Annotated in this window: 26 protein-coding genes; 10 read left to right on the top strand and 16 right to left on the bottom strand. The window is 57.9% G+C overall.

The features are described from left to right. Window positions 1-102 precede the first annotated feature (102 nt). The 3 genes from ACR0AY_RS11575 to ACR0AY_RS11565 are packed head-to-tail and all read right to left on the bottom strand — an operon-like array spanning window position 103 to window position 4,173. Window positions 103-2,166 carry an ABC transporter permease subunit gene (locus tag ACR0AY_RS11575; RefSeq protein WP_170512301.1) on the bottom strand — a complete coding sequence of 688 codons (2,064 nt, stop codon included), beginning with the start codon at window positions 2,164-2,166 and terminating at the stop codon, window positions 103-105. Beyond that, on the bottom strand, window positions 2,163-3,212 hold the full coding sequence (locus ACR0AY_RS11570; RefSeq protein ID WP_170512303.1) for a betaine/proline/choline family ABC transporter ATP-binding protein: 1,050 nt from the start codon (window positions 3,210-3,212) through the stop codon (window positions 2,163-2,165). The genes ACR0AY_RS11575 and ACR0AY_RS11570 overlap by 4 nt, the downstream gene beginning before the upstream one ends. Window positions 3,213-3,222: 10 nt before the next feature. Next, window positions 3,223-4,173, bottom strand: a complete 951-nt coding sequence (locus ACR0AY_RS11565) for an ABC transporter substrate-binding protein (RefSeq protein WP_170392106.1) — start codon at window positions 4,171-4,173, stop codon at window positions 3,223-3,225. Between the two features lie 334 nt (window positions 4,174-4,507). On the opposite strand from ACR0AY_RS11565, the gene ACR0AY_RS11560 reads away from it, so the two are divergent. Both ACR0AY_RS11560 and ACR0AY_RS11555 read left to right on the top strand, forming a co-directional pair. Then, a complete protein-coding gene (locus tag ACR0AY_RS11560; protein ID WP_480454177.1) occupies window positions 4,508-5,170 on the top strand; it encodes a DNA-3-methyladenine glycosylase I in 663 nt (220 codons plus the stop codon). Between the two features lie 42 nt (window positions 5,171-5,212). Then, entirely contained in the window at window positions 5,213-5,899 is a 687-nt protein-coding gene (locus tag ACR0AY_RS11555; RefSeq protein ID WP_170512306.1) for a hypothetical protein, read from the top strand. A gap of 5 nt (window positions 5,900-5,904) precedes the next feature. On the opposite strand, the gene ACR0AY_RS11550 is transcribed toward ACR0AY_RS11555, so the two are convergent. Further along, window positions 5,905-6,312, bottom strand: a complete 408-nt coding sequence (locus tag ACR0AY_RS11550) for a c-type cytochrome (RefSeq protein ID WP_170512308.1) — start codon at window positions 6,310-6,312, stop codon at window positions 5,905-5,907. A 97-nt stretch (window positions 6,313-6,409) separates the two neighbouring features. Between ACR0AY_RS11550 and ACR0AY_RS11545 the strand changes: the two genes are divergently transcribed. Beyond that, window positions 6,410-6,847: a DMT family transporter gene (locus ACR0AY_RS11545; protein WP_170512310.1), complete on the top strand. Its 438-nt coding sequence runs from the start codon at window positions 6,410-6,412 to the stop codon at window positions 6,845-6,847. Here ACR0AY_RS11545 and ACR0AY_RS11540 read toward each other — a convergent pair. Then, the gene (locus ACR0AY_RS11540; protein WP_170512312.1) at window positions 6,831-7,517 is read right to left on the bottom strand and encodes an ABC transporter ATP-binding protein; all 687 of its coding nucleotides are present in this window, start codon (window positions 7,515-7,517) and stop codon (window positions 6,831-6,833) included. The genes ACR0AY_RS11545 and ACR0AY_RS11540 overlap by 17 nt on opposite strands. After that, complete coding sequence (locus tag ACR0AY_RS11535) at window positions 7,510-8,796, bottom strand: lipoprotein-releasing ABC transporter permease subunit (protein WP_170512314.1); 1,287 nt, start codon at window positions 8,794-8,796, stop codon at window positions 7,510-7,512. The genes ACR0AY_RS11540 and ACR0AY_RS11535 overlap by 8 nt, the downstream gene beginning before the upstream one ends. A 392-nt stretch (window positions 8,797-9,188) precedes the next feature. Between ACR0AY_RS11535 and ACR0AY_RS11530 the strand changes: the two genes are divergently transcribed. Beyond that, entirely contained in the window at window positions 9,189-9,545 is a 357-nt protein-coding gene (locus ACR0AY_RS11530) for a hypothetical protein (protein ID WP_170392119.1), read from the top strand. Between the two features lie 30 nt (window positions 9,546-9,575). Here the strand turns inward: ACR0AY_RS11530 and proS are convergent, their stop codons facing one another. Further along, window positions 9,576-10,916, bottom strand: a complete 1,341-nt coding sequence (proS, locus tag ACR0AY_RS11525) for a proline--tRNA ligase (protein ID WP_170465087.1) — start codon at window positions 10,914-10,916, stop codon at window positions 9,576-9,578. A 132-nt stretch (window positions 10,917-11,048) separates the two neighbouring features. On the opposite strand from proS, the gene ACR0AY_RS11520 reads away from it, so the two are divergent. The 5 genes from ACR0AY_RS11520 (at window position 11,049) to ACR0AY_RS11500 (ending at window position 16,869) form a co-directional block, all read left to right on the top strand. After that, window positions 11,049-12,446 carry an FAD-dependent oxidoreductase gene (locus ACR0AY_RS11520; RefSeq protein ID WP_170512316.1) on the top strand — a complete coding sequence of 466 codons (1,398 nt, stop codon included), beginning with the start codon at window positions 11,049-11,051 and terminating at the stop codon, window positions 12,444-12,446. Further along, a complete protein-coding gene (locus ACR0AY_RS11515) occupies window positions 12,446-13,420 on the top strand; it encodes an isopenicillin N synthase family oxygenase (RefSeq protein ID WP_170512317.1) in 975 nt (324 codons plus the stop codon). Before ACR0AY_RS11520 ends, ACR0AY_RS11515 begins: the two co-directional genes overlap by 1 nt. 90 nt (window positions 13,421-13,510) lie before the next feature. Then, on the top strand, window positions 13,511-14,584 hold the full coding sequence (locus ACR0AY_RS11510) for an AI-2E family transporter (RefSeq protein WP_170392915.1): 1,074 nt from the start codon (window positions 13,511-13,513) through the stop codon (window positions 14,582-14,584). Continuing rightward, on the top strand, window positions 14,585-15,274 hold the full coding sequence (locus ACR0AY_RS11505; RefSeq protein WP_170392125.1) for an HdaA/DnaA family protein: 690 nt from the start codon (window positions 14,585-14,587) through the stop codon (window positions 15,272-15,274). It begins immediately after the preceding gene. A gap of 50 nt (window positions 15,275-15,324) precedes the next feature. Then, window positions 15,325-16,869, top strand: coding sequence for a Ppx/GppA family phosphatase (locus ACR0AY_RS11500; RefSeq protein ID WP_170401504.1), 1,545 nt, complete (start codon window positions 15,325-15,327; stop codon window positions 16,867-16,869). Here ACR0AY_RS11500 and ACR0AY_RS11495 read toward each other — a convergent pair whose 3' ends face one another. The 7 genes from ACR0AY_RS11495 to ACR0AY_RS11465 all read right to left on the bottom strand — a co-directional run bounded on the left by ACR0AY_RS11495 (window position 16,870) and on the right by ACR0AY_RS11465 (window position 23,136). After that, window positions 16,870-17,241 carry a hypothetical protein gene (locus tag ACR0AY_RS11495; RefSeq protein ID WP_170512319.1) on the bottom strand — a complete coding sequence of 124 codons (372 nt, stop codon included), beginning with the start codon at window positions 17,239-17,241 and terminating at the stop codon, window positions 16,870-16,872. It abuts the gene before it with no gap. 37 nt (window positions 17,242-17,278) lie between these two features. After that, a complete protein-coding gene (locus ACR0AY_RS11490) occupies window positions 17,279-18,271 on the bottom strand; it encodes an endonuclease/exonuclease/phosphatase family protein (RefSeq protein WP_170512321.1) in 993 nt (330 codons plus the stop codon). 3 nt (window positions 18,272-18,274) lie between these two features. Next, window positions 18,275-18,955, bottom strand: coding sequence for a molecular chaperone DjiA (locus tag ACR0AY_RS11485; RefSeq protein WP_170392133.1), 681 nt, complete (start codon window positions 18,953-18,955; stop codon window positions 18,275-18,277). A 9-nt stretch (window positions 18,956-18,964) separates the two neighbouring features. After that, complete coding sequence (locus ACR0AY_RS11480) at window positions 18,965-19,489, bottom strand: GNAT family N-acetyltransferase (protein WP_170512323.1); 525 nt, start codon at window positions 19,487-19,489, stop codon at window positions 18,965-18,967. Next, window positions 19,486-20,088 (bottom strand): VOC family protein, encoded by a 603-nt coding sequence (locus ACR0AY_RS11475; RefSeq protein WP_170401518.1) that lies wholly within the window; start codon window positions 20,086-20,088, stop codon window positions 19,486-19,488. The genes ACR0AY_RS11480 and ACR0AY_RS11475 overlap by 4 nt, the downstream gene beginning before the upstream one ends. Window positions 20,089-20,197: 109 nt before the next feature. Then, on the bottom strand, window positions 20,198-22,324 hold the full coding sequence (scpA, locus tag ACR0AY_RS11470) for a methylmalonyl-CoA mutase (protein ID WP_170512325.1): 2,127 nt from the start codon (window positions 22,322-22,324) through the stop codon (window positions 20,198-20,200). Continuing rightward, the gene (locus ACR0AY_RS11465; protein WP_170512327.1) at window positions 22,321-23,136 is read right to left on the bottom strand and encodes a hypothetical protein; all 816 of its coding nucleotides are present in this window, start codon (window positions 23,134-23,136) and stop codon (window positions 22,321-22,323) included. The genes scpA and ACR0AY_RS11465 overlap by 4 nt, the downstream gene beginning before the upstream one ends. Before the next feature lie 170 nt (window positions 23,137-23,306). Here ACR0AY_RS11465 and ACR0AY_RS11460 point away from each other — a divergent pair, with 170 nt between their 5' ends. Then, window positions 23,307-23,753 (top strand): DUF4174 domain-containing protein, encoded by a 447-nt coding sequence (locus ACR0AY_RS11460; protein WP_170512329.1) that lies wholly within the window; start codon window positions 23,307-23,309, stop codon window positions 23,751-23,753. Window positions 23,754-23,829: 76 nt separating this feature from the next. On the opposite strand, the gene ACR0AY_RS11455 is transcribed toward ACR0AY_RS11460, so the two are convergent. Next, a complete protein-coding gene (locus ACR0AY_RS11455) occupies window positions 23,830-25,875 on the bottom strand; it encodes an acetyl-CoA carboxylase biotin carboxylase subunit (protein WP_170512331.1) in 2,046 nt (681 codons plus the stop codon). 117 nt (window positions 25,876-25,992) lie between these two features. Beyond that, the gene (locus tag ACR0AY_RS11450) at window positions 25,993-26,196 is read right to left on the bottom strand and encodes a hypothetical protein (protein WP_170392147.1); all 204 of its coding nucleotides are present in this window, start codon (window positions 26,194-26,196) and stop codon (window positions 25,993-25,995) included. Between the last annotated feature and the right edge of the window lie 648 nt (window positions 26,197-26,844).

Genomic DNA, 26,844 nt, shown 5'->3' with positions numbered 1-26,844 from the left:
AATCTCCGAACGTGTTGCGCCCGGTTTAGGCCGTGACAGCGCGCTGGTCTTTGTCCGAAATCAAGTGAGGGCAAAGGGGCGGTTACCCGCCCCTGCCCTGTCTTACAGGCCCAGTGCCTTTCGGCGTTCCTCGGCAAAACCCTGCACCATACGATCAGCGATCAGTGCTAAAATTGCCATGGCGGCACCGGCCGAGATGCCAAGCCCCACATCCGCCTGCCCCAGCGCCAGATAGATCGACTGGCCCAGACCGGTTGTCCCGATCAGTGCCGCAATCACCAGCATGGCAAAGGCATAGAGGATGGTCTGGTTCAGCCCCAGTAGGATGGTCGGTGCGGCATAGGGCGCGCGGACGTCGCGCATGATCTGCCATTCGGTCGCGCCGCTGGAGATTGCGGCTTCCATCATTTCCTCGGGTGTGTTGACCAGCCCGTGTCGCGTGTAGCGGATCATCGGGACGATCGCGTAGGCACAGATCGCCAAGAAGGCCGAGAACTCACCGATCTGAAACACCATCAGAACCGGGATCAGGAACACAAACAGTGGGATCGTCTGCAGCATATCACAGATCGGGCGAACCACTTTCCAGACCGGCCCCCAAACTGCGCTGGCAAGACCGATCAGCCCTCCGACCACTGCGCAAGAAAACACTGCGGCACCGCTGAGGTAGAGCGACAGGAGTGCCCGCTCCCACAGGCCTGAAACGAGGATGGTACACAGCAGCCCAACCGACAGCGCCGCAAGACGCCAGCCACCCGCGACCCAACCCAGCGCAGCCGCGCCCGTCAGGACAAACGGCCAAGGCAGGTTTGATATGCCGGTTTCCAGCATGCCGATCAGGATAAGAACGATCAGACCGCCGGTCAGATGCCCGCGCCACGCCATCAGCAGAGCGATAGCCGCACCGGCGGCGAACAGACCCCAGCTCATGCTCGGGGTCCACTGGAACCCCCAGGTGAACGGTAGTACAGCCTGGTCCAGACCGATCCGCAAGGGCAACAACACATAGAACAGAGAATTGTTCTTGAGTGCGTCCAGCCAAGGCCCGTTAGCCTGCGTAAATGAGGTCAGGCCGGTGTCAATCGCCTCGGCCATCGGGTCCAGAACTGTAAGGTCAGACGGGTTCGGCAACCGGGACCAGAAGGCAGCGGTAAACAGCACTGCAAAGCCCAGCATCGCCCAGACAACGCGGCTGTCATATCGCTTGCGCTCGGTCGCCAAAGTGCCGCTCATCCGGTCGATGATCACTGCGAAGACAACGATGACCAGACCGGCCATGAGGGATTCACCGAACTGCGCCTTGCGCATGGTCAAAAGGACTTCCCAGCCGATGTCGTTGAAGCCGCCGATGACCGCGGCGATGATCACCATCGACAGGGCGGCCATCAGGCATTGGTTCACACCAACCATGATCTGAGTCGTGGCAGCAGGAATTTCGACCTGAAAGAGCTGCTGCCAGCGCGTCCCGCCGGACATGATCGCAGCTTCTTTGATTTCGGGCTCTACCCGTTCCAGCCCCAGCATAACGTTGCGAGCCATAGGTGGCGCGGCGTAGATGGCCGAAGCGATCAGGCCGACCACCGGACCGAAGCCAAACAGAAGCAGCAGCGGCGTCAGATAGGCAAAGGTCGGCACCGTTTGCATGATGTCCAGTACTGCCTGAACAAAGGCCTTCACACGTGGCACTTCATTGGCAAGAATACCGATAGCCCCGCCCATAATCAGCGCCACGGGGACAGATACGGCGACAAGGGCCAGCGTATTCATGCTCTCGGCCCAATAGCCTGAAGCCAGAACGAAGCTGAGGCCAAAGAACCCCAGCGCCGCCATCGGCAGACCGCCCAGATACCAACCCAGCGCAGTGACGACCCCAATCAAGATCGGCCAGGGCGTGCTGCCAAGCACGTAGTTTGCAGCATTCATCGGATAAGTCATCAGGTCCGAAAACAACCGCATCGCCGGTTTAATGCCATTCAGAAACCAGTCGAGAAACGCACCAACCCATTGCGTTGCAGGCAGTTCCCATTCTTTGGGCCATGTGATCAGCCATGGCGCAACGCCTTCCAGCGCAAGGCAAACCGCACCAACGACAAGGGTAATCAGCGCGGCCTGCGCCCCAGCCGTCAGGCGGGCCTGCCGCGCGGGGATATCCGTCACAGCGGTCATGCTTCATCCACCTGCAAAGCTGCGGCGAGATCGGACGGATGAACCGTACCGACAATATTGCCGTCTGCATCGCGGACGGGCACGGGTTCATACAGCTCCATGCAATGTGCGAGCGCCGCGTCGAGCGTCATGGATGTGGTCAAGCCCGGATCATCCGGCCCACGCTCAGCATCATCACGCATGACCGAAGCAACCTTGGCATGCTGGCCTTTGGCCACGTCCTTAGAAAATTCGCGCACGTAGTCGTCTACCGGACGCAGCACGATATCCGTCGGCGTGCCGATCTGAACGATTTTGCCATCGCGCATGATGGCGATGCGGTCGGCCAGTTTCAGCGCCTCTTGAATGTCGTGAGTGATAAAGACGATGGATTTCTTCAACGTCGCCTGGATGCGTAGGAATTCATCTTGCAGTTGGCGACGGATCAAAGGATCAAGGGCCGAGAACGGCTCGTCCAGAAACCAGATATCGGGATTCACCGCAAGGCTGCGCGCGATCCCTACGCGTTGGCGTTGACCACCCGAAAGCTGCCGAGGAAAGCTATCTTCGCGGCCTTCCAGGCCGACCAGCGAGATTACTTCCTGAGCACGCGCCAAACGTTCCTTTTTGCCGACGCCTTGCACACGTAGTGGATAAGCCACGTTTTCAGCCACGGTCATATGAGGGAACAGGCCAAAATGCTGGAAAACCATGCCCAGCTTCTTGCGCCTTAGTTCAGTCAGGGTTTTCTTCGATGCACCGATGACATTCTCGCCATCCACACGGATCTCGCCGCCCGTACCGGGCAGAAGTTGCGAAATGCAACGAATCAGCGTCGATTTGCCCGAGCCGGACAGACCCATGATGACAAAAAGCTCGCCTTCTTTGACCTCGAAATTGGCATCCTGAACAGCAGGGATAAACCCCAGTTCGCGCAATTCGGCGGCGGCTTTGTCAGCGTCACTCCCTGACCGAGACAGCGCGTCGGTCAGAGCTTTGTCGGCACCTTGGCCAAACACCTGCCAGAGATTCTGGCAGGCGATGGCTGGCGTATTCGCTTCAGTCACTTAAGCGGACTCACTGCGTTGCCGCGTCAACGACGGGGCGCCATTTGTCTTCATTCTCGGCCATCCATGCCGCGACGACTTCTTCGACCGCGCCACCATCTACGTCGATCGCCCCCATCATTGGCTGCTGGTCTTCGACCGAAAGCTGATAGTTAGTCAGGATTTCATAGGCAGCGGGCCACTTGTCTGCCATGCCGCTCCAACCGGCCTTGAAGATACGTGACGGCGAGAAATCGCAATCATTCACTGCGTTGGGGTTCGGGCCCCAAGACGGATCGTTAAAGCACGCCTCTTCGCCTGCAGGCAGTTCGACAAACTGTACGTCATATGCCGACATCGCCCAATGTGGCTGCCAGAAGGTGATCAGCAACGGCGACTTGCGCTCGGTCGAGGCGCGCAATTCGGCGATCAAAGCGCCCTCGGAACCCGCGGGGACCGCTTTGAACGGCAATTCAAGACCGGTCATACGATCCGCGCCGGGCGTACCCCAATCCGCTGGGTAATCGACCAGACGGCCACCGGGCAGAGTTTCAGCCGTAGCAAAAACTTGCGCACACTCTTTCAGCGCTTCCCACGCAGGCAGGCCCGGGCACAGCTCCGCTACATGTGCCGGGTAGGCAATGCCTTCCTTGGCATCAAGCCCCAGATCGCCGATTTCAACAACGGTGCCTTCGTCGATCTTCTTGGCGTATTCGTCGGACACGTTGGACGACCAGATTTCCAATGTCGCGTCAATGTCCCCATCGGCCAACGCCTGGAACTGATTCATCATCCCGGCGGTCACGTATTCTACGTTATAACCGGCGGCCTTCAGCATCTCACCTGCCACATGGGTGGTCACATGTTGACCGGTCCATTCGTTGATCGCCAGCTTGATCGGTTCATCGACCGCGCCCATATCTGCGGCATGGGCCGCCCCGGCCACTGCGATAGCCAAAAAGCTTACGCTTAGCTTTTTCATAACAACAACTCCCTGTTTTTTACGTTTGCCCCATGGCGATATCGAGCCCGCCCAGGATCATTTGTGGTCACAGCACATTTCGCAACATGCACAAGTTTAGCCGAAAAAGGAAAGGGAACAGTTGTTCCGGGTCCGACGCTCTTCATCAAGCGTGAAAACACGACCCATCCCTGCTGCTCCACTCGGCAATACACACACTTAACACCGTCAGTTCGGAACCGTCAAAGATATTGATTGACTAGTCAATATAAAACACGCGCTTCATCTCAAGATCTGATTTGCCTTGTCAAATCTTCTTAATAAGGCAGCATCTGGATAAGGGAGGGTCTGGGAGATGCGTCACTTTGAAAAGATCTACCAGATATCGGCTGATCGCCACGGCGGCCCCGCCGAACTGGAAAGCAAGCTAAGCAAGCCTAAACCGATCGCCGAATTGGTGGCGATGTCAGATGATCGCTGGTTATCAATTATTGCGAAAACCGTGTTCCAGGCAGGGTTTAACTGGAAAGTGATCGAATCGAAGTGGGACGGATTCGAAACGGCATTTGACGGCTTCGACATTGGACGCTGCGCATTCATGGATGACGAGAAATTCGACGCACTGCTGCAGGACACCCGCATTGTCCGCAACGGAACTAAGATTGCCACAGTGCGCGACAATGCCGCGTTTCTGCTAGAACTCCGCGCGGAAGGTGGCGTCGGGCAAATTCTGGGCGGGTGGCCATCACAGGATTATGTCGGCTTGCTACAGATGCTCGCCAAGCGCGGATCACGGCTTGGCGGTGCTTCGGCGCAGTATGCTATGCGGTTTGCCGGACGGGACAGCTTTATTCTGTCCCAAGATGTAACAGCTCGTCTGATCGCTGAGGGCGTTATCGACAAACCTGCAACCTCCAAAAAAGCAATGGCCGCGGTGCAGGCCGCGTTCAATACATGGATGGGACAATCCGGGCGATCGCTGACGGAAATCAGCCGGGTTCTGGCGATGAGCCTTTGAAAACGACTTGCAGCGCCGAGCTGCCGCATTAGGCTTAATGCCATGATCCGCCCCCTGTTGATTTCATTGCTGTTTCTATGTGTAGCCTGTGGTCGACCTCTAACCGATCACGAGCGCGCATTTGTCAGTAGAATCCACGGAGACACATTGAATCTGGATCGTGTGCGATTGGTAGAGGGCGCCCCCGTCGCAGCGGTTACATTTACCCGCAAAGCCCGCCCTCGGGTTGCCTGCCGCGAACGGATCTTACCACCTGTCAAAGAGGAAACCGTGACCGGCAAACCCGCGGGCGTTGCGCTGTTCAATCATGTATACTTCACGAAGGACTGGTATCTGGACGACTACATGAGCCAGTACCCCGATCAGGTGAACCTGATCGGGGCAATGTTGCTTGCGCATGAATTAACCCATGTCTGGCAGTGGCAAAATCGCAAGACAACTGGTTATCACCCGTTCCGCGCTGCGGCAGAGCATGGCCGGAAGGACGATCCTTACCTGTTCGACCTTGATACTTCGCCCGATTTTCTGGCCTATGGCTACGAACAGCAGGGCGCCATCGTCGAGGAATATGTTTGCTGCCGGGCGCTCGACCCCGACGCACCTCGAACCAAGCGTCTGCACGATATGCTAAGCGCCCAATTCGAAGTCTCGAAATTGCCCGGTAACAGGCGCGAAAGCTCCGTCCTGATACCCTGGGCGGGCGCAGAGATTAATGGCATCTGTCGCTGAGCTTTTTAGTTCACTTGCAGGGTCTTCAGGTACGCCACTAGATCCACGATTGGCTTGCTGGTCAGGATAGGCTGCCCTTCCGGCGATTTGATCGCGGTGTCGTTACCTTCGAAATAGGGGCCATAAACCGGCATCGGGCTGCCATGGCTGACCAACGGTTCGCGCCCGTCAATCCGCGCCACGACGCGCGCTGTCGGAAATACACCATTTGCATCGGCCAGCGTTCTCAGGTTTGTTGGCTGGATCACCAGCACCCCGGCCATTGGCCCATGCCCCGTTGCATCCAACCCGTGACAGGTAGCGCAATAGTGCTGATACAGCTCGGCCCCGGTCTCCACGTCCTGAGCTGAAGAGGCCTGTGGTATCATGGTAAGTACAGTCAGCGCGCCCGCGCCAAGTATTGATCGGATCATCACTTTTCTCCCTCCTGCCTGGCAAATCGAGACTTGCCGGGAGTTCACGCTGGCGCAATGATCCAGATCAACGAAATAGGCGCAGGGACAAAAGGCAATGACACAATACGCAGCCATCATGCTGGCCGCCGGGATCGGCGTTCCCATCCTCGCCGCTCTGAATGCAGCCTTGGGCAGGTTGATCGGCTCACCCAATGCGGCCGCCGTCGTCCTGTTCGCGATCGCCTTTGTCGCTTCAGCGCTGGCGCTGTTGGTACTCGGTGGATCCGATGCCTTTGCCAAACTCACCCAAGCCCCCAAACATCTGCTGCTGGGCGGCGTATTAATCGCCTTCTATGTGCTTTCAATCACCCATGTGGCCCCACATTTTGGCGTGGGCAATGCGGTGTTCTTCGTCCTGCTGGGCCAGTTGATCAGCACAGCCGCAATTGACCATTTTGGCTTGTTCGGCGCGCAGGTTACGCCGCTGACATTCATGCGGGCAGGAGGCATTGCAGTAATGGCAATCGGGGTCGCCATCACTCAGCTGGCCTGAGCACGCCCCCCTCCAGCCGCAACATCCGGTCCATCCGCGCCGCCAGATCAAGGTTATGCGTCGCGATCAGCGCCGAAAGCCCCTCATCCCGCACCAGCGCCATAAGGGCCGCGAACACTTGATCCGAGGTATCGGGGTCCAGATTGCCGGTCGGCTCATCCGCCAGCAGCACACGTGGCTGATTTGCCAGCGCCCGGCAGAAGGCCACGCGCTGTTGCTCTCCGCCCGACAAGGCTGCTGGCCGGTGATCTGCGCGCGGAGCGACGCCAACGCGATCAAGCAACTGCATCGCACGGGCTCGCGCTACTTTCTCGGAAGCACCGTTTGCCAGTTGCGGCAACACGATGTTCTCCAGCGCCGTAAACTCAGGCAACAGATGGTGGAACTGATAGACGAAGCCAACATCGCGCCGACGGATCGCTGTGCGCGTGCGATCCCCTTTGCCCGTCGCGCCCTGCCCCGCGACTTCGACTTCGCCTGTATCCGGGATATCCAGCAGGCCCGCGATATGCAGTAGGGTCGACTTGCCCGCCCCGGATGGCGCAACCAGTGCCACAGCCTCACCCGCGCGCAGCTCCAGATCGGCACCGCGCAGAACCTGCACCTCTCCTGGGGTGCCTTGCAGATATGTCTTGGTCAGACCGCTGAGCCTCAAAGTCACATCACTCATAGCGCAGCGCCTCAACCGGGTTCAGCCGCGCTGCGCGACGAGCCGGGAAATAAGTGACAAGGAAAGACAGGCCAAGTGACAGCCCTATCGCTTTCATGACGTCCGACAGGTGCAATTCGGCGGGCAATGCGTAGATGCCGCGAATGGACGGGTCCCAGACGCCGCCACCCATGACGTAGTTCACGAAGGAAAAAATCGGATCGATATAGATAGCGAAGAGGCAGCCCAGTACGACGCCCATCGCTGTTCCGATGATTCCCGTAAAGGCCCCGCAAATGAAGAACACCCGCAGCACTGATCCTTCGCTGAGCCCGATGGTGCGTAAGATACCGATGTCGCGCCCTTTGTTCTTCACCAGCATGATCAACCCCGAGACGATGTTCATTGCTGCAATCAGCACGAGGATCGACAGGATGATGAACATCACATTGTCTTCGACCTCCAGCGCCCGCAGGAATCCTCCAGAGGCATCCTGCCAAGTCCATATCTGGCTGCGCTCACCTGCGGCCTCAAGGATCGGAATCAGGATCGGGGTCAGCTCTTCGGGGCGCTCGACCATCACTTCGATCTCGTCCGCCACGCCCTCACGGTTGAAAAAGCTTTGCGCCTCGGCAAACGGCATGTAGACGCGCGTGCGGTCGATGTCATAGCGCCCGGCAGAAAAGACATAGACCACCTCATAAGCGTTCACGCGGGGAGATGTGCCAAATGCGGTTTTGACACCGTTGGGCGAGGTCAGTTTGACCCGATCCCCCACCGTCGCCCCGATGGCCCGCGCCACGCCCGAGCCGATGGCGATGCCGTCCGGGAACCGGGACAGGTCACCATAGGCCTCTTCGCTTTCTGCAATACCGGGCAACTCGGCCAGATCGTCGGGACGAATGCCAAAGACCTGCACGCCTGAACTGCGGTCCGCATTGGTGATCAGCACCTGCCCTTTGACAAGCGGTGCTGCCCGTTCGACCCCCGGCACCTGCGCGATCCGCTCGGCCATTCCATCGAAATCCGTGATGGTGCGGTCTAGCCGCCCCTGCGCATCGATTTCTCCGGCGGAATACACCGTGACATGTGCGTTGGCCCCAAGAATAGTGCCCACGAATTCTGACCGGAATCCGGACCGAACAGCCAGCGTCGCGATCAGAGCGAACACAGCGAGCGTAATCCCGATCAGCGAGATCCAGGTCATCACGCTAACGCCCCCTTCGGCCCTACGGGCACGGAGGTATCGCCAGGCGATTTTCCATTCGAAAGGGGCAAAGGGCGGGGGAGATTTGGCCATTCCTGCCTCGGGTTCAGATTTTTCGCGACCCTTTCGACATTTCGCCGGATGGTCAAGCCAGTTATCGTGCGGACACCGGTTCGGCGTTACTGCGCCCGATAAAGGGGCGAAAAGAACAGTTTGAAACGAATCATTTGCCCCAAGCGCCAACTCATCAGCGGCAGCGCGAGAAATCACTGGCCGCAAATTATACCAATGGTTGTGAACCCCTTCACAGACAAGGGCTTATTGTTTCAGTTATGAAGTCAATGTGAGATATCAGCACCCGACTGAGTCACAATCGCAACATTCAGGTGCGAAATATTGTTTCACAAATTGATTAGTGTGAGAAACTTTGTCACCCTATTTGTGTGGGGGACACATTTTAAGAGTTTAAGGGCGGAGGCACGCTCATGGGTATTCAAGAACATATGGAAGGTACGGGCCCGATTACTGCCCGTTCAGCAGCAACAGAACTGGATTGCGAAAGCGCCGTATTGTTGCGGGCAGCGATCAGGCCAGTTTTCACAAGCGCAGCAAGCTGGGCCGGTTTGGCCGACATACTGCGGGACAAAGGCTATCGCCTTGCTTTCCGGCAGGGGCGGCTGTGCATCACGGATCGCGCCACTGACGAACGCGTCTGTGGATTGCGGTTTCTGGGCTTCGAACTGGCGGAACTTGTACGCCGCTTTGGTCGCCCGATCGTGGTCGCACGCGGCAGCGAAGCGGACGGCGATTTCCTGACCGCACGTCCGACCTCAGCTTCCTGAGCTAAACCGCCGAAGGTTGCACCGCCTTGTTCAGGCGATGCCCTCATAGATTTCTGCGATCTTGGTGACGGCCGCTTCGGGGCTGAGTTCCTCACTTTCGCCGGTACGGCGGCTGGTGAGTTCGACCACACCGTTCTTCAGACCACGCGGGCCCACTGTGATGCGCCACGGCAGACCGATCAGGTCCATGGTGGCAAACTTGCCCCCTGCCCGTTCATTCCGATCATCATAAAGCGGCTCAAGCCCCAACGCAGTCAACGCGCTGTAGAGTTTATCGCACGCCGCGTCCGCCTCTTCATCACCTTGCTTCAAGTTCACAATGCCGCAATGGAATGGAGTCACGCCTTCGGGCCAAATGATGCCCTTATCGTCATGGCTGGCTTCGATGATCGCACCGATCAGGCGGCTAACGCCGATGCCGTGGCTGCCCATATGCACCGGAACCGGCTTGCCATCGGGGCCTTGCACAGTCGCTCCAAGAGCTTCGGAATACTGGGTGCCAAAATAAAAGATCTGCCCCACTTCGATACCACGCGCCACGCGGCGGCGGTTTTCGGGGATTTGGTCAAACAGGGCTTCGTCGTGGGTTTCGTCCGTTCGGGCGTATTTAGAAGTGAACTCTTCGAGGATCGCCTGACACTGTTCGCGGTTATCATAGTCGATCTCACGATCGCCGAAGGTCAGATCGGTGACCGCGCTGTCATAAAAGACCTCGGATTCGCCAGTATCGGCCAGTACGAGGAACTCATGCGTGTAGTCACCGCCGATAGGTCCAGAATCAGCGCGCATCGGGATGGCTTGCAGACCCATCCGCTCATAAGTACGCAGATAGCTGACCAAGTGGCGGTTATAGGCGTGCAGCGCGTCTTCTTTGGTCAGATCGAAATTGTATCCGTCCTTCATGTAGAACTCGCGCCCCCGCATCACGCCGAAACGTGGGCGGATTTCATCGCGGAACTTCCACTGAATCTGATAGAGCGTCAGCGGAAGGTCTTTGTAGCTGCTCACGTGGCCGCGGAAGATGTCGGTCACCAGTTCCTCGGCGGTTGGCGTGTACAGCATATCGCGACCGTGGCGGTCCTGCATGCGCAGCATTTCCTGGCCATAATCGTCATAACGACCGGATTCGCGCCACAGGTCGGCTGATTGCAGAATCGGCATCTGGATCGCGATGTGCCCAGCCCGCGCCTGTTCTTCATGCACAATGTTCTCCAGCTTGCGCAGAACCTTGAAGCCCAATGGCAACCAAGAATAAATCCCGGCGGCGGCCTGTTTGATCATCCCGGCACGCAGCATCAGCCGGTGGCTGACGATCTGAGCCTCCGAGGGGTTTTCCTTAAGAACGGGCAGAAAGTAACGGCTGAGGCGCATAACGTAACCTTACGGGTGAGAATTTCGCTGCAAGGTGATTATTCCAAAGCCTAGCCGGGGGCAATCGCACATCGGTGTTTTGCGACCCATGCGCAGTCGGTTTTTTGATTGACCCGAGCGTTGGGGTTTTCAATGTTGGCGCAAACGTTAAACCGCGAGGCAGCAATGCAAACAATCACCGAACCCGCCCGCCAGATCCCCGTTGTTCATCAGACAGACGTATTGGTTGTCGGCTCGGGCCCCGCTGGATTGTCAGCAGCGCTGGCTGCCGCACGCGCTGGGGCCGAAGTTTCCTTGATGGATAGATTCGGTTGCATGGGTGGGAATATTACGGCAGTCGGCGTCGAAGGCTTTGCCTGGTATCGCCACGAACAAACTGTCGAGGCCGGAGGCATCGGCATGGAATTCGAAACCCGCGCCAAAGAGATGGGTGCAGCAGTGCCTGAAAGCCAATCGCTCAGCTACGAACTGGACAGCGAGGGTTTCAAGCTGGTGGCCGACAAGCTGGTCGAAGAGGCCGGCGTTCACCCGATGCTGCACCGTCAATTCGTTGCCCCAATCATGGAAGGGGATCGCATCACTGGGGTGATTACCGAATCCAAAGCGGGGCGTGAGGCGATCTTGGCCAAGGTTGTCATCGACGCCACAGGGGATGCAGATGTAGCGCATCGCGCGGGCGCCCCGACGCACAAGACGCCGCGTGAGGACATGATGGCAGCCTCGGTCATGTTCCATCTGGCCGGTGTCGACAAACGGGCGTTTATGGAAGGCATCAAAGCCGATCCGCAGACCTACAAGGACTGGGGCGGCGGTGGCGAATGGAATATCGAGACCTCTGGCAAAGAGGACGACATGTTCTCACCCTTCGTCAAGAAACCCTTCCAGCAGGCGATTGATGAGGGCCTGATCCCGGCGCATCTGAACACGATTGCAGGCACGTGGGGAGCGATGCACGATACCGGAGAGCTGACTTATATGAACCTGATTCATATGGATCAGATTGACGGGACCGACCCCGACAGCCTGACATTTGGCGAGATCGAAGGCCGCCGTCAGGCGATGCTCGCCATTGATGCCCTCCGTCGCTTCATGCCGGGCTGCGAAAACGCACGTTTGCGCAATTTCGGCATGACTATCGGTATTCGAGATACGCGCAAGATCGATGCAGTCTACAACATGACCGAAACCGATGCCCGCCATCAGGGCCGGTTCGAAGACTCTATCGGCATCTACCCAGAATTCATTGATGGTTACGGCATACTGATCCTGCCCACTACCGGGCGGTATATGCAGATCCCCTATCGCTCGATGTTGCCCAAAGGGATCAAGGGCCTGCTGGTAGCGGGCCGGTCTCATGGTGCGGATCGGGTCGCCCATGCCGCAACGCGCAACATGTCCTGCTGCGCGGTCATGGGGCAAGGTGCGGGGATTGCGGCGGCCTTGTCGCTGAAAAGCAATCAGGAGCTCGACAGCATGAACCTTGCCCCAGTGCATCAGGAACTGGAACGGCAAGGCGTGAGAATTAACTGATGGAGCATATTCCAACCATAGATATCAGCCCGCTGGCCGATCCTTCTGGTCCACAGTATCAGTCAACGGTCGCGCAGATCATGGATGCCTGCACCAGTATCGGGTTTCTGTCGATCACCGGGACAGGCATCGCACCCGAGCAAATTGAGCAGGTGCGCGATTGTGTCAGTGCGATCTTTGATATCGACGAGGCCCGAAAATGGGATCAGGCCATCACCCGCGAAAACTATCGTGGGTACATTCCGATGGGGTTCTTCACGCCCAATGACGGCTCGGGCGCGGCGGATAAGTACGAAGGGTACAAGCTGCATTTCGAAGCAGCCGAAGATGCGCCGATCCGGGTTGAATGCGCGCTTTACGGCCCGAATATCTGGCCCCGAGAAGTGCCCCAGGCCCGCGCGGTAATACTGGATTACTGGCTACAGCTTGATGGCGTAACAGATCTTTTGCTGGGTGCATTGGAAGTGGGGTTAAAAATCCCGCCCAACACACTACGCGACGCCTTCCGCGACCCGATGACCAACATGACCCTGCTACACTATCCGCCACAATCCCCGGATGAGCGTGGCTATGGAATTCATCCGCATAAGGACACCGACGCACTGACAATAATCGCTACCGATCCGGTCGGAGGACTTGAGGTGCAGACCCGCACCGGCGGCTGGATCACACCGGACTGCCCGCCCGGCGGCTTCGTGGTCAATATCGGCGACATGCTGGAACTGTGGTCGGGCGGGCGGTTGAAATCGACCCCGCATCGCGTGGTTAATCGATCCGGGCGTGAACGCTATTCCTTCCCTTATTTCGCCGTTCCGCGCCACGATGTGGTGGTTGCGCCACTGCTGCCTGCCCTGCCCGGCTTTGATCGCCCGAAGGTACATTGCGGACACTGGTCGGCGGAAATCTGGCGCACCAACTGGCCTGATGAAATGGCCACAGGTGAGACACCGGAACTGGGTACTCTGACAGACTAGGGTATAAAAATCACGCGCCATGAACCGCTTGCATCGCCGGGCGTCATGGGCCAAGAACACGGCAATGCTGTGCAAACGAGGGATTGCGCCATGGCCTTGCCGGTGAAGGATCAGCTTAGATACTGGGGCATTGCCGCCGCTGTTTTCGTGCTGCTTTTGTACCTGTTGGGCGATGTCTTGCTGCCCTTTGTGATCGGTGGTGCGATTGCATATTTCCTTGATCCCGTTGCGGACCGCCTGGAAACACTCGGCCTTTCGCGCATGGCTGCGACCGGGATCATTACCGTTGTCGGCGTGTTTGGTTTTGTTTTGATGATTCTTATGGTTGTGCCCGCGTTGATCACACAGCTACTGGATCTGATTGATGTTTTGCCAAGCCTTTTTAAAGAACTGCGCGCCTTTATTGAGAAACAATTCCCGGCTTTGCTCGATCGCGAATCAAATACCCACCAGATGCTGGTGTCATTTGGCGAGACGCTGAAATCAAAAACCGGCGATGTGCTGCAAACCGTTCTGGCCTCATTGGGTTCAGCAATAAATGTCGTCGTCCTGCTGGTTATCGTACCGGTTGTCGCGGTTTATCTGCTGATGGATTGGGATCGCATGATCACCCGGATCGGAGAGCTCTTGCCCCGTGATCACGCCCCCACGATCAAACGACTTGCTGGTGAAATCGACGCCGTTCTTGCCTCATTCGTGCGTGGAATGGGTACCGTCTGCCTGATCCTCGGCACCTACTATGCTGTCGCATTGATGCTGGTCGGCCTGCAATTCGGCCTGATCGTCGGCTTCATTGCAGGGCTGGTAACCTTCATCCCCTATTTGGGCGCCCTGATCGGAGGCACCCTAGCCATAGGCCTGGCCCTGTTTCAGTTCTGGGGGGATTGGGCACATATCGGTTTGGTCGCCGGTATTTTTGCTATCGGACAGGTGACCGAGGGCAACTTCCTGACGCCCAAACTCGTCGGTAGTTCGGTGGGCCTGCACCCGGTCTGGCTGCTGCTGGCTTTGTCGGTCTTCGGCGCGCTGTTCGGCTTTGTCGGAATGCTGATCGCAGTACCTGTAGCGGCTGCCTTGGGCGTGCTGGCACGGTTTGCGACCGAGCAGTATCTGCACAGCCGCCTATATACCGGGCTTGAAGGGCTCAATCAGGAAGACGAATAAATGGCCATGCAGCTCAGCTTTGATCTGCCGTCCAAGACTGCCTTGGGCCGCGAAGACTTTTTCGTCTCGCCTGCTAATGCGCTAGCTGTTGCGATGATCTCTGCCACCTCATGGCCTGGCAACAAACTGGTGCTGAGCGGCCCTGCAGGATCGGGCAAGACCCATCTGGCGCATGTCTGGGCCGGCGAGACCGGCGGTCGAATCGTACAAGCCGCCGCGCTTCGATATGACGACGTGCCGGACCTGGCGCGCGGTCCGGTGGCGGTCGAAGATGTGCCAGTAATCGCGGCGGACGTCGAGCAGCAGAAAACTCTGTTCCATTTGCACAATCTGGTTCTGGCCGAGGGCCACGCCTTGCTGATGACCGGGCGCACGACGCCGAAACTGTGGCATCTGCCGCTGGCCGATCTGCAAAGCCGGGCCGAAGGTGCGCATCATGTGTCGCTTGAAGGGCCGGACGATGCGCTGCTGGGCGCAGTGCTGGCGAAGCTATTCACCGACCGGCAGCTCAATCCGGGGCCGGATGTCATAGCATATCTGGTCAAGCACATGAATCGAAGCTTTGAAACCGCCGCCCGCGTGGTCGAGCAGCTTGACGAAATTGCGCTGACTGAAAAACGCGACATCACCCGTGCGCTGGCGGTGCGTCTATTGAACACAGAGGCCGAACAATCGGATGCCTGTAATTGACCGGACAAGGGTGATCTCGCATCCTGTCGCGCAAAAGACCTGGGGACACCATGACCAAGATTGCCGAGACTGATTTCCCGGATCACGGGCTGTTCGGAAGGCCGCTGTTCGAAGATCCGGGCGCCCGTGCACTTTCCCGGGTCGGGGTTGTCGATATCGGATCGAACTCGGTCCGGATGGTGATCTTTGACGGCGCGGCGCGCTCACCGGCCTATTTCTACAATGAAAAGGTGATGTGCGAACTGGGCGCCGGCCTGTCAGAGACCGGCCGATTGAACCCTGAAGGTCGCAAACGGGCGCTGGCTGCCTTGCACAGGTTTCAGCATCTTGCCAGAGACCTCGGCCTGCCCGCCCTGCACGCGGTCGCCACCGCTGCGGTGCGCGAGGCCAGCGATGGACCGGATTTCTGCGCGCAGGCAAAAGCCGAAACCGGCCTGATCATCAACGTTGTCGATGGCGAGGAAGAAGCACGGCTCTCAGCTCAGGGCGTGCTGCTGGGTTGGCCCGGAGCTTATGGGCTGATCTGCGACATCGGTGGCTCGTCCGTCGAACTCGCTGAGATCGGAGGCGGCAAGGTCGGACGTCGCATGACTTCGCCCCTGGGGCCGCTCAAACTGCGCGATATCAAAGGCGGTCGCCGGGCGCGTAAGGAGCATATCAAGAAGACGCTGGAAGAGATGCGCGACCGGATGGGCCCTCAACGTGATCGGCTGTTTCTGGTCGGCGGCAGCTGGCGCGCCTTCGCACGTCTGGACATGCTGCGCCGAGGCTATCCGCTGAACGTGCTGCACGAATACCGCATGACACAAAGTCAGGTACGCGAGACCATCAAGTTCATCGAACAGAATGATCCTGATGAATTGCGCGCATTGGCCGGTGTGTCGGGCTCGCGTATGGCATTGATCCCCTATGCAATGGATGTGCTTTCACGCCTGATCCGCACGTTCAAACCAAAGGACATCGCGATTTCAAGCTACGGCATCCGCGAAGGATTGCTGTATGAACAGATGCCGCAACGCCTGCGCGACCGGGATCCTTTGATCGAAGCCTGCCGGTTTGCCGAAGCGAAAGACGCGCGCTTGCCCGGTTTCGGCAAACACCTGTTCGATTTTGTCATGCCCTTGTTCCGTTCGGCGCCGGAACCGATGCTGCGCCTGATCAAGGCAGCTTGTCTGCTGCATGACGTCAGTTGGCGTGCGCATCCAGATTACCGGGCCGAGGCCTGTTTCGAATATGTCACCCGCGCCAACATGAGCGGGATCAAACACTCCGAGCGGATCTTTATCGGGCTCGCTTTGCAACACCGATATCGCAACAAACGCGAAGGGAGCCGCTTTACCGAGCTTTACGAACTGCTCGACGAACGCGGCCAGGAACAGGCCGAAATCCTGGGCAAAGCACTACGGTTCGGAGCGATGCTTTGGATGCAGCACGACGCAGCCATGGGCAAGATGCGTTACTATCCCAAAAAACAAAAGCTCGAACTGCGTCTGCCCAAATCGGCGGGCGCATTGTTCAACGAAGTCGCCGAGGCCCGTTTTAACTCGTTGGCCGGCGCGCTGAAATCAGAACCCAAAGTGATCATTCGCGGATAATCAGATATCGGTATAACCGTTAGAAGTCTCTTCTTCCGGCACAACTTCTTCGGGCTGATCTTTGGGCTTCTTGCGGATGATAATGTCGCCGTTTGGTAACATCTCGGGCGATTCATACGCGCTCCAATCCTGCACCTGAGCAGCCAACTCAGCCAGCGCCGGACCCATTTCCCGCATGAAAGACTGCAAAGCCGGACCAAATTGGTCCGCAAATCCACGCAGGTCTTCGATCGTGGGCTCCATCTCTTGCCGCAAGCCTTCCAGAAACAACTCGGCACCCCGCTCCATCAGCGACTTACCCGAATCGTCCTGTGCTTGGGCAGGCAGGGCCAAGGCAGTACAAATAGCGCTGATCAGCATGAGACGTAGCATAGCTTGAATATAAGCGAGCGTGCCGAGTGTTGAAAGGTCAGAGGTCGATATCCAACGTCACCGGGAAGTGGTCGGATGCGGTTAGCAAGGCATCCCTCAGCTCAGGGTTGCCCCAGCAGGCGGCATCGCGAAACGGATGCCAGATGCGCCAGTTCGGGTGGTGGGCGCGCAAATCCTCGCTAATCATGATGTAGTCCAACAGCGCCTCAAGATACCGTCCCTCATTCGGCCGCGCAAATCGGGCAGTTGCCGGGACGGAACCGGGGCGCAGTTCCAATGCCCGTGCCGCATGAGGATCATAGAGCCCCGCCTGCAACAATATCTCGACCGACGATCGACCGAAGAGGTGTTCGAACTCGTCCAGCCCGGGTCCGTCATTGAGATCTCCCAGCAAAATCACCGGCTCTTGCTCCGTCAAATGATGTCGGACCCGTCGACCCAGCCATACCGCCTGCGCCAACTGCTTACGGCGATTGGCAATCGAAATTCGTATCATCTCATCCCGCGACGCAGCGCCATGGGGCGCTTTGGACTTCAGATGCGCCCCGATCAGTCGAAACTCCTGCCCTGAGGTTGTTTGGATCGCCAATTCCATCGGAGGCTTTGAAAACCGAACAAGATCCTCGGTCGCATCCACATCCAGGTCTATCCGGAACTCGGCATCGAAACGCGGCGCGTTCTCAGCCTCCCTTGCGTCGTGTTTGGCTGTAAGAATTTCGGGATCATAAAGCAGGGCCAATTCCTGATGTGTATCATTGGGAAATCCCATGATTGCATGGCTTGTACGCAGACCGAACGCCTCGGCAAATCGCTGCAAGGCACGGACGGTATTCTGAGACTTGCCTGTGTTGGGGGCTTCGACGATCAGCATCGCATCGGCATCAATCGCTGTCAGCACCTTTGCGATCGCCTCAACCTGCCGGGCCTTGGTCACATCGTGACGCCCTGACCAGCTGTCATCGACAATCAGGCTGTCATTGCGATCAAACAGGTTGGCTAACCATTCGATATTGTAGGTCGCCAACCGCACGGATCAGACCCGGGCGCCGTTGATTTCATCCCAGGCGCGGTTGATATCGATCATCTTTTTCTCGGCCAGCCGCACCGCCTCTTCCGGAACGCCGCGTGCCAGCATCGCATCGGGGTGAGTTTCTCGCACCAGTTGCCGCCAAACCTTGCGAATTTCGGTCAGAGGAGCGTCGCGGGGAACGCCCAGAACCGTATAGGGGTCTTTCGGCGCATCCGGTACGAAACGCGCGCGCAGGGCCATGAACTGAGCGTCGGTCTGGCCGAAAATGCGGCTGACTTCTTCCAAAAACTCGTTTTCGTTCGGATGGTAGAACCCGTCCGCCATGGCAATGTGAAACAGCCCTTCCATCAAATCGCACAGGGTGGTGCTATCTTCGGCGAACATGCGGGCAATCCGGCGGGCATAGTCCTGATATCCAGCAACGTCTGTCCGTGCCATGTCAAAGACCTTGGCCGCCCCGTCTTCATCTTCGGGCGCGATCTGGAACACTTCACGGAAAGCCGTCACCTCATCCCGCGTCACCTGACCGTCGGCCTTGGCCATCTTGGCGCCAAGCGCCACGACAGCAATCGCAAAGGCCACCGAACGTTCTGGCGGCGTGCGCAGTTTCTCAAACACCGCAGTCAGGCTTTCGCCCTGGGCAAGCGCGTTCAGCGCGTCGGCTATTCTGGACCAGATCGACATGGGCGCACCCTAGCGTGCCTTGTCACGACTGTCAGGTGCGACAGATGACTGCGGGCCGAGTATTTTCTGCATCAGGACAAGATCCAGCCGCTGCCCCCATTTGAACCCCACTTCAGGCATGCGTCCCACCTGCTTGAAGCCAATTGCCTTATGGAAGGCGATGGCTGCGGGGTTGGCCGATGAAATGCCCGCCACCAAGACATGCACGTTATCCTCCCGCGCGATGGCTTCAAGAGCCTCCATCAACGAACGGCCAACATTCTGGCCTCTGGCTTCGGGTGCCAACTGTATCGAATGTTCGCGGCACTGCGCATATCCCGGTCCCGAGCGGAAGGTGCCATAGGTCGCAAACCCCTCGACGGCACCACTGCGCTCGGCGACCAAGAAGGCGGGACCTCTGGTTTCGATCTCTGCCACCACGCTTTCAACGCTGCGTTCATCGGTGGTGAAAGTGACCAGCGTATCACGGATAATCACGTTTGCTATCGCCGCAATCGCGGATGCATCCTGGGCTCTGGCCTGCCGGATGTTCATTCCAGCACGCGCAACCCGTGCGGTGTTTCGATTTCAGCGCGCAATGCAGCCGGGCCGCTGTCAAACGCGACATACTCCAACGCCCCCAAACCTTTGGCTAAGTCGATTGCATCCGGATGGCACACAATCAGGCGGCGTAACCGGCAGCCACTGTCCTGAAGCATTTGCGCCGGATGCAAATCACCCTTCCACTCGATAAGCGCCGGAAAGAGGTTGTCAAATGGCAGACGTCCATTTGGGGGGACTGCCATACGCCAGCGCAGCGCGCCTCGGTTCAGATCGATAGGTTGTCCGACGCCGTCGGGGAAAACGGTCAGTGACGCTTCGATATCCGGAACCCGGCAAATCCAGTTGGTCAGGCGGGGTGATCCGGTGAACCGGTCCAGATCGAACCAGCGCGTCCTTTGCGGTTTGGAGGCTTCGGGGTCGATCGCAATCGCCTCCAGATAGAGCCCATCCCGCAAGCCCAGAAGTCGATTATACGTTCCGAATTTTTCGTGCTTGCCGCCGTCCTGAAGCCGTACGCCCAGCGCCTGTTCGATATGGTCAGAAGCTTCTTCAAGCGTTTCGCCCGCAACAGCCAGATGATCCAGTAACATGAAGACGCCTCCTGATGACAAACGACCAGACCATTTGGGTCTGGTCGCATGTTTTCCGCAAAGGGGCGAAATCACAAGATTTTTCGTACGAAAAATCTTGGCGCCGGCGTTAGGTTTTGGCTTCGCCGATCAAACGCAAGATGTCTTGCGCCGCTTCAGGGATGTTCGTTCCCGGACCAAAGATAGCCTTCACACCGTGATCGTAAAGGAACTGGTAATCCTGTTGCGGAATGACCCCACCGCAGATGACTATGATGTCCTCAGCCCCCGCCTTTTTCAGTTCCTCAACCAACTGAGGCGCCAATGTCTTATGCCCCGCAGCCTGCGAAGAGATCCCAATCACATGCACATCATTGTCCACCGCGTCCTGTGCGGCTTCTGCAGGCGTCTGGAACAGAGGGCCGACATCCACATCAAACCCGATATCGGCAAAGGCAGTGGCAATCACCTTGGCCCCTCGATCGTGGCCGTCCTGCCCCATCTTGACCACCAGCAGACGCGGGCGACGCCCCTCGGCCTCGGCGAATTCTTCTATGGAATTCTGAATCGCGGCAAAACCTTCGTCACCCTCATAGGCCGCCCCATAAACACCGGCCAGGGTCTTCACTTCGGCGCGGTGACGACCGAACTCTTTCTCCATTGCCATGCTGATCTCTCCTACGGATGCGCGGGCTCGAGCGGCCTCGACGGCGGCGGCCAGCAGGTTACCTCCCTCGCGGGCGGTTGTTGTCAGGGCGTCCAGTGCCTGTTGGCAAGCCGCCTCGTCGCGCGTTGCACGGATACGCTCCAGCCGCGCGACCTGAGCTTCGCGCACGGCCACGTTATCGACGTCCAGAATATCGATCGGGTCTTCTTGCTCTTTGCGATACTTGTTGACACCAACGATGACCTCTTCGCCCCGGTCGATCATGGCCTGACGGCGCGCAGCGCTTTCCTCGATCCGCAGCTTGGGCATGCCACTAGCAACGGCCTTGGTCATACCGCCCATTTCCTCGACCTCTTCCATAAGAGCCCAGGCTTTTTCGACCAACTCGTTGGTCAGGCTTTCGACGTAGTAAGAGCCCGCCAGCGGATCGACCACATCGGTCACGCCGGTTTCCTCTTGCAACACCAGTTGCGTGTTTCGCGCGATACGTGCCGAGAAATCGGTTGGCAGCGCGATCGCCTCGTCCAGTGCGTTGGTATGCAGTGACTGTGTGCCGCCCAGAACCGCGCTCATGGCCTCATAGGCAGTGCGGACCACGTTGTTATAGGGGTCCTGTTCCTGCAGCGACACGCCCGAGGTCTGGCAATGAGTTCGCAGCATTTTCGACCGTTCGGATTTTGCCCCGAACTCGGTCATTACCCGATGCCAAAGGGTGCGCGCAGCGCGTAGTTTGGCGATCTCCATGAAGAAATTCATGCCGATGGCAAAGAAGAACGACAGACGACCCGCGAACTTGTCCACGTCCATGCCTGATTCCGTCGCTGCGCGCACATATTCGCGCCCGTCGGCCAGCGTATAAGCCAGTTCCTGCACCAGGTTCGCCCCGGCCTCTTGCATGTGATAGCCGGAGATCGAGATCGAGTTGAACTTGGGCATCTCATTCGAAGTGTAATCGATGATGTCCGAGATGATCTTCATCGAAGGCTCGGGCGGGTAGATATAGGTGTTACGCACCATAAACTCTTTCAGAATGTCGTTCTGAATGGTGCCCGAGAGCACGGCCTTGTCATGCCCCTGCTCTTCACCTGCAACGATGAAGCTGGCCAGAACCGGGATCACCGCCCCGTTCATCGTCATTGAGACCGAAACCTTGTCCAGCGGGATACCGTCGAACAGGATTTTCATATCCTCAACGCTGTCGATGGCCACACCGGCCTTGCCGACATCGCCCACCACACGGGGATGGTCACTGTCATACCCCCGGTGAGTCGCCAGATCGAAGGCGACCGAGACACCTTGCTGGCCGGCTGCCAGATTGCGGCGGTAAAATGCATTCGATTCTTCAGCCGTCGAGAAGCCTGCATATTGACGGATCGTCCAAGGGCGCCCCGCATACATCGTCGCTTTTACGCCGCGCGTAAACGGACCGAAGCCCGGAAGCGAGCCCATATGCGGCAGATCAGCCGTGTCTTCCTGAGTATAAAGCGGTTTGACGTCGATGCCTTCCAGCGTCTCTTTGGTCAGATCGCCCAAAGGTCGGCCGCGCAGCTCTTTTTCAGCCAGCACCTGCCAGTCGTTGGTGTCGGTCATGTCGATTTCCTCTGTTCAATTCTGGTTTCGGCGGGGGCGACCCCGCGTGCATTGCTATCTGTCCGGCAGATCAGTTCAGCCCTCCCATCGGCGCCCGAGGCAAGCCATTCCAGATCATCGGCATAATCAGCCCAAAGCTGCATCGCCTGTTCAGCGGTCAGACCATGGGGCGCGGGTTTGGGCGCAGCATTCAACGCAAGGCCATCGCTGAATTCGGGCGCGGTGCGACCCGTCAGCGCCTGAAGCTGCGCCTGTTGATGACCCGCAAATTCCTCAAACGGCAAAACGAGCAATGGGACGCCCGGGAAGGCGTGGCTAATATCGGTGATGACGTCTCGCCAGCTCCGCTTGCTTTGCGCGATGCGGGTCCACTTTGTGGGCTCTATTGGGGCGCTGCCACGTTTGAACTTATAGGCGGCCACGGAAGACCAATACATATCCAACGCGCGGATATTCAAAGCAATTTTGGTGACTCTTCCATCAAATGCCCTTGCCAAAAGCTGCCCACGTTCCTGCATACCTGGATAGAGCGAGGCAAAGGCAATATTGCGCTCCATTGAGCCCACGAAATTCTCTTGGCTGACCAATAGCTGCGTCGCGCCGTCTTTCTGACATACGTCCAACTCGCGGCGTAATCCATCACAGACCTCAGGCGTCAATTTGTTCAAGCTGTTGAGGCCATTGGAGCGTGTTCGCTCCGGCCCCCAATACGCCAAACCTTGATCTGCAAGGACCTGCACGTTCCGGCTCAGATAGTTCTGGAAACTGGTGCTTGCACATCGATGTGCGCCGCAATGCAGGATCACTTCCATCGGCCTACTCTCCCAACGCGAAGGCCGCGGGAACGGCGCGTTTTGTAGGCATACTGACAAATACGCATGGGTGGGTGCGGCGTCCACGAAGAAAATTTTTGGTGATCACACGCATTTCGTCAGTCGCATTCGCCCCAGCAGAGGCTATATTCATCACAACAGGAGGCCTCATGACACGCACGCTTGCCTTTGTTTTCTCGGCACTATTCCCGTTGGCCGCCTTGGCCGCCGACGCGACTGCCCCTGCGAATGACAGCTTTGTTCGTCCAGTAGCTGACAGCGATCTAAGCGATTTTCTCTGGACGCATCGCCCGATCGTCGTTTTTGCCGATACCCCGGCAGACCCAAGATTCCAGCAACAGATTGACATGTTACTCGAAGGCGAGGACGCAATGCGGGATCGCGACGTGATTGTCTTGACCGATACTGATCCGGCGGCGCGATCATCGATCCGATCAAAACTGCGACCACGTGGATTCCAGATGGTGTTTGTCGACAAGGATGGTGTCGTCAAACTGCGCAAACCCAGCCCATGGAGCGTGCGTGAGATTGGCCGATCCATTGACAAGACGCCTTTGCGCGAACGCGAAATCCGCGAACGACGTGAGGGCGGCTGAGCACCTGCGACATGCTTCAAGATCCCGGCGGAAGCCGCTGGGAACCTTGAAAGATATGTCGCAGGTGCGCGCATCATCACTCGAACTCGATGATCACATCGTCAACGGCCAGACTGTCGCCGGGGCCCGCGTTGATCTTGGAGACAACGCCCTTTTTCTCGGCGCGCAGGATGTTCTCCATCTTCATCGCCTCAACGGTACAAAGTGCCTGACCTTCCTGCACCTCCTGACCTACTTCCACATCAATCTTCACGATCAAGCCCGGCATTGGGCAGAGCAGCATTTTCGATGTATCAGGCGGCAGCTTCTCGGGCATCAGGCGGGCCAGTTCGGCCTGACGCGGGGTGCGCACATGTACCTTGAGGTCAGCCCCTCGGTTTCGGATACGGAACCCGCCCGAAATCTTTCCAACCTTCAAGACCAACGGGCTGCCATCCACGTCCAACACCGCAAGTTGGTCACCCGGCGTCCAGTCAGAGGACACACGCAGAGCTGACCCGTCTTTGAATTTGACAGTCGCGCCCTGTTTGTCAGCCTTAACCTTGACGCTGAAATCCTGCCCTTGCAGAGCGACATTCCAACGTTTGCCGACTTTCCGTTCATGGTTGTCCATCCGGCCCGATACGCGGGTGCGACGGATTTCGGCAACCCGGTGCATGGCAGCGCACGAGGCTGCGATGCGACGCAGATCTTCTTCGGGAAGGTCGACGCCTTCGAACCCGTCCGGATACTCCTCGGCGATGAAAGCGGTCGTCATTTCACCACTTACAAATTTCGGGTGATCCATGACCGCTGACAGGAATGGCAAGTTGTGACCGATGCCTTCGACTTCGAAACTGTCCAGCGCCACGCGCATCGCCTCAATCGCCTGTTCGCGGGTCGGTGCCCAGGTACACAGCTTGGCGATCATCGGGTCGTAATACATGCTGATCTCGCCGCCCTCATAGACGCCGGTATCGTTACGCACAGCGCTATCCCCTTTAGGCGCATCACCTTGCCATTTGTCATTCACAAGGAGCGGGCCGGCTGCGACCTCCTGCGGCGGGCGATAACGGGTAAGGCGGCCAATCGAGGGCAAGAAGCCACGATACGGGTCCTCTGCATAAAGACGGTTTTCAATCGCCCAGCCTGTCAGGGTGACGTCATCCTGCGTGATCGACAGCTTTTCACCAGCGGCCACACGGATCATCTGTTCGACAAGATCGACACCAGTGATCAGTTCGGTCACCGGGTGTTCCACCTGCAGGCGGGTGTTCATTTCGAGGAAGTAGAAGTTCTTTTTGCCATCCACGATGAACTCGACCGTACCGGCACTGGCATAGTCCACCGCTTTGGCAAGCGCGACGGCCTGTTCGCCCATCGCCTTACGGGTTTCGGGGTCAAGAAAGGGCGATGGCGCCTCTTCCACGACCTTCTGGTTCCGGCGCTGGATCGAACATTCGCGCTCGCCCAAATAGATGCCATTGCCGTGGCTGTCGCACAGAACCTGAATTTCGATGTGGCGCGGCTGAGTCACGAATTTCTCAATGAAAATCCGGTCGTCGCCAAAAGAATTCGCGGCCTCGTTCTTGGATGACTGGAAACCTTCCCGCGCCTCTTCGTCATTCCACGCAATCCGCATGCCCTTGCCACCGCCGCCAGCGCTGGCCTTGATCATCACCGGATAGCCAATGTCGTTCGAAATCTTCACCGCCTCATCGGCGTCTTCGATCAGGCCCATGTAACCGGGCACCGTCGAAACCCCGGCCTCCTGCGCGATCTTCTTCGAGGTGATCTTGTCCCCCATGCTTTCGATCGCACCGACCGGGGGGCCGACAAAGGCGACGCCTTCGGCATCCAGCGCCTCGGCGAATTTGGAGTTCTCGGACAGAAAGCCATAACCGGGGTGGACCGCCTGCGCGCCGCTTTTACGGATGGCATCCATCACCTTGTCGATGACGATGTATGACTGGTTGGCGGGCGGCGGGCCGATATGCACGGCCTCATCCGCCATTGAAACATGCAGGGCGTTCTTGTCAGCATCTGAATAGATGGCAACCGTGCCAATGCCCATCTTGCGGGCGGTCTTGATGACCCGGCAGGCAATCTCGCCCCGGTTTGCGATCAGGATCTTGTTGAACATGGAACGTCCTTTGGCTTGATGTTCTGGAAACGCAAAACGCCGCCGCGGGGCGTTGACCCCACGACGGCGTGATGCGCAATGACGGACGGGACTTTTCCAGCCCCGTTAAATTCAGCTTTAGTTACAGTTGTTCTGGGTCTTGCAGTAAAGCACGTTGCCCGCAGCCCCGACTGCCGCCCCAAGCAGCGGATCTGCACTGAGGACCGCCGCCCCCAGAGCCCCCGCACCGCCGCCAAGGATCGCCTGTTCACCGGTCGAGCCACCGCAGGCCGCCAAACCCGCGCAGGTTGCCAACGCAAGGGAAATTCGTTTGATTCGCATGGTTTCTGCCCTTCTAGATTTTTTGCAGTCTTTGAGAGCAGATGCCGATTTCGCGCCTTGTTATGCAATAACACGGACCACAAACTTGCGAATTGCGCAGGTTTTTGCCGCTTTTTGTCCAAACCTGACAAAAAGAAAACCGCGGACAGAACTCTGTGGGGAACACAAGCCTGCCCGCGGAAGGAAGGGGTACGGAATAGTAGGTGCTTGTGCGACGCAGGCAAAGTAGAGCCGCACGGCCCAATCACTGTGCACAGCACAATTCTGGCCGCCAACCAGTTATTGTTTCCATCTGAGATTCCGGCTGAAACCTGCCCATCCAGCGCGGCACCACGCAGATTTGCGCCGACGTCGTAATCGCCCGGACAGCGACGACTACGTCTGAAATCCGTCACGTTCCTGTTACAAATCGAAGACTTGTAGCGAGGCAGTGCGCGAGGCACCTCACGCAACATCACTACAAACTCACGCAAAAATCCTTCCGGTGACAGTAACTTAGATTCCGGTTTCAGCGCAGCGTGAAACGTCACATGTCTACCGACACTTTTGCTTGAAAAATTGAGAGCATCTTCTCTCAACTTGGTGATTTCCCAAGAATTCAGTTGCGTGGAACGGTGCCCCTGCACACTCGCACACAAGGAACTATCC

Source organism: Ruegeria sp. A5 (assembly GCF_056543005.1).
The sequence above is the reverse complement of the archived record's forward strand: the minus strand, read 5'-3'. Positions and strand labels throughout refer to the sequence as shown.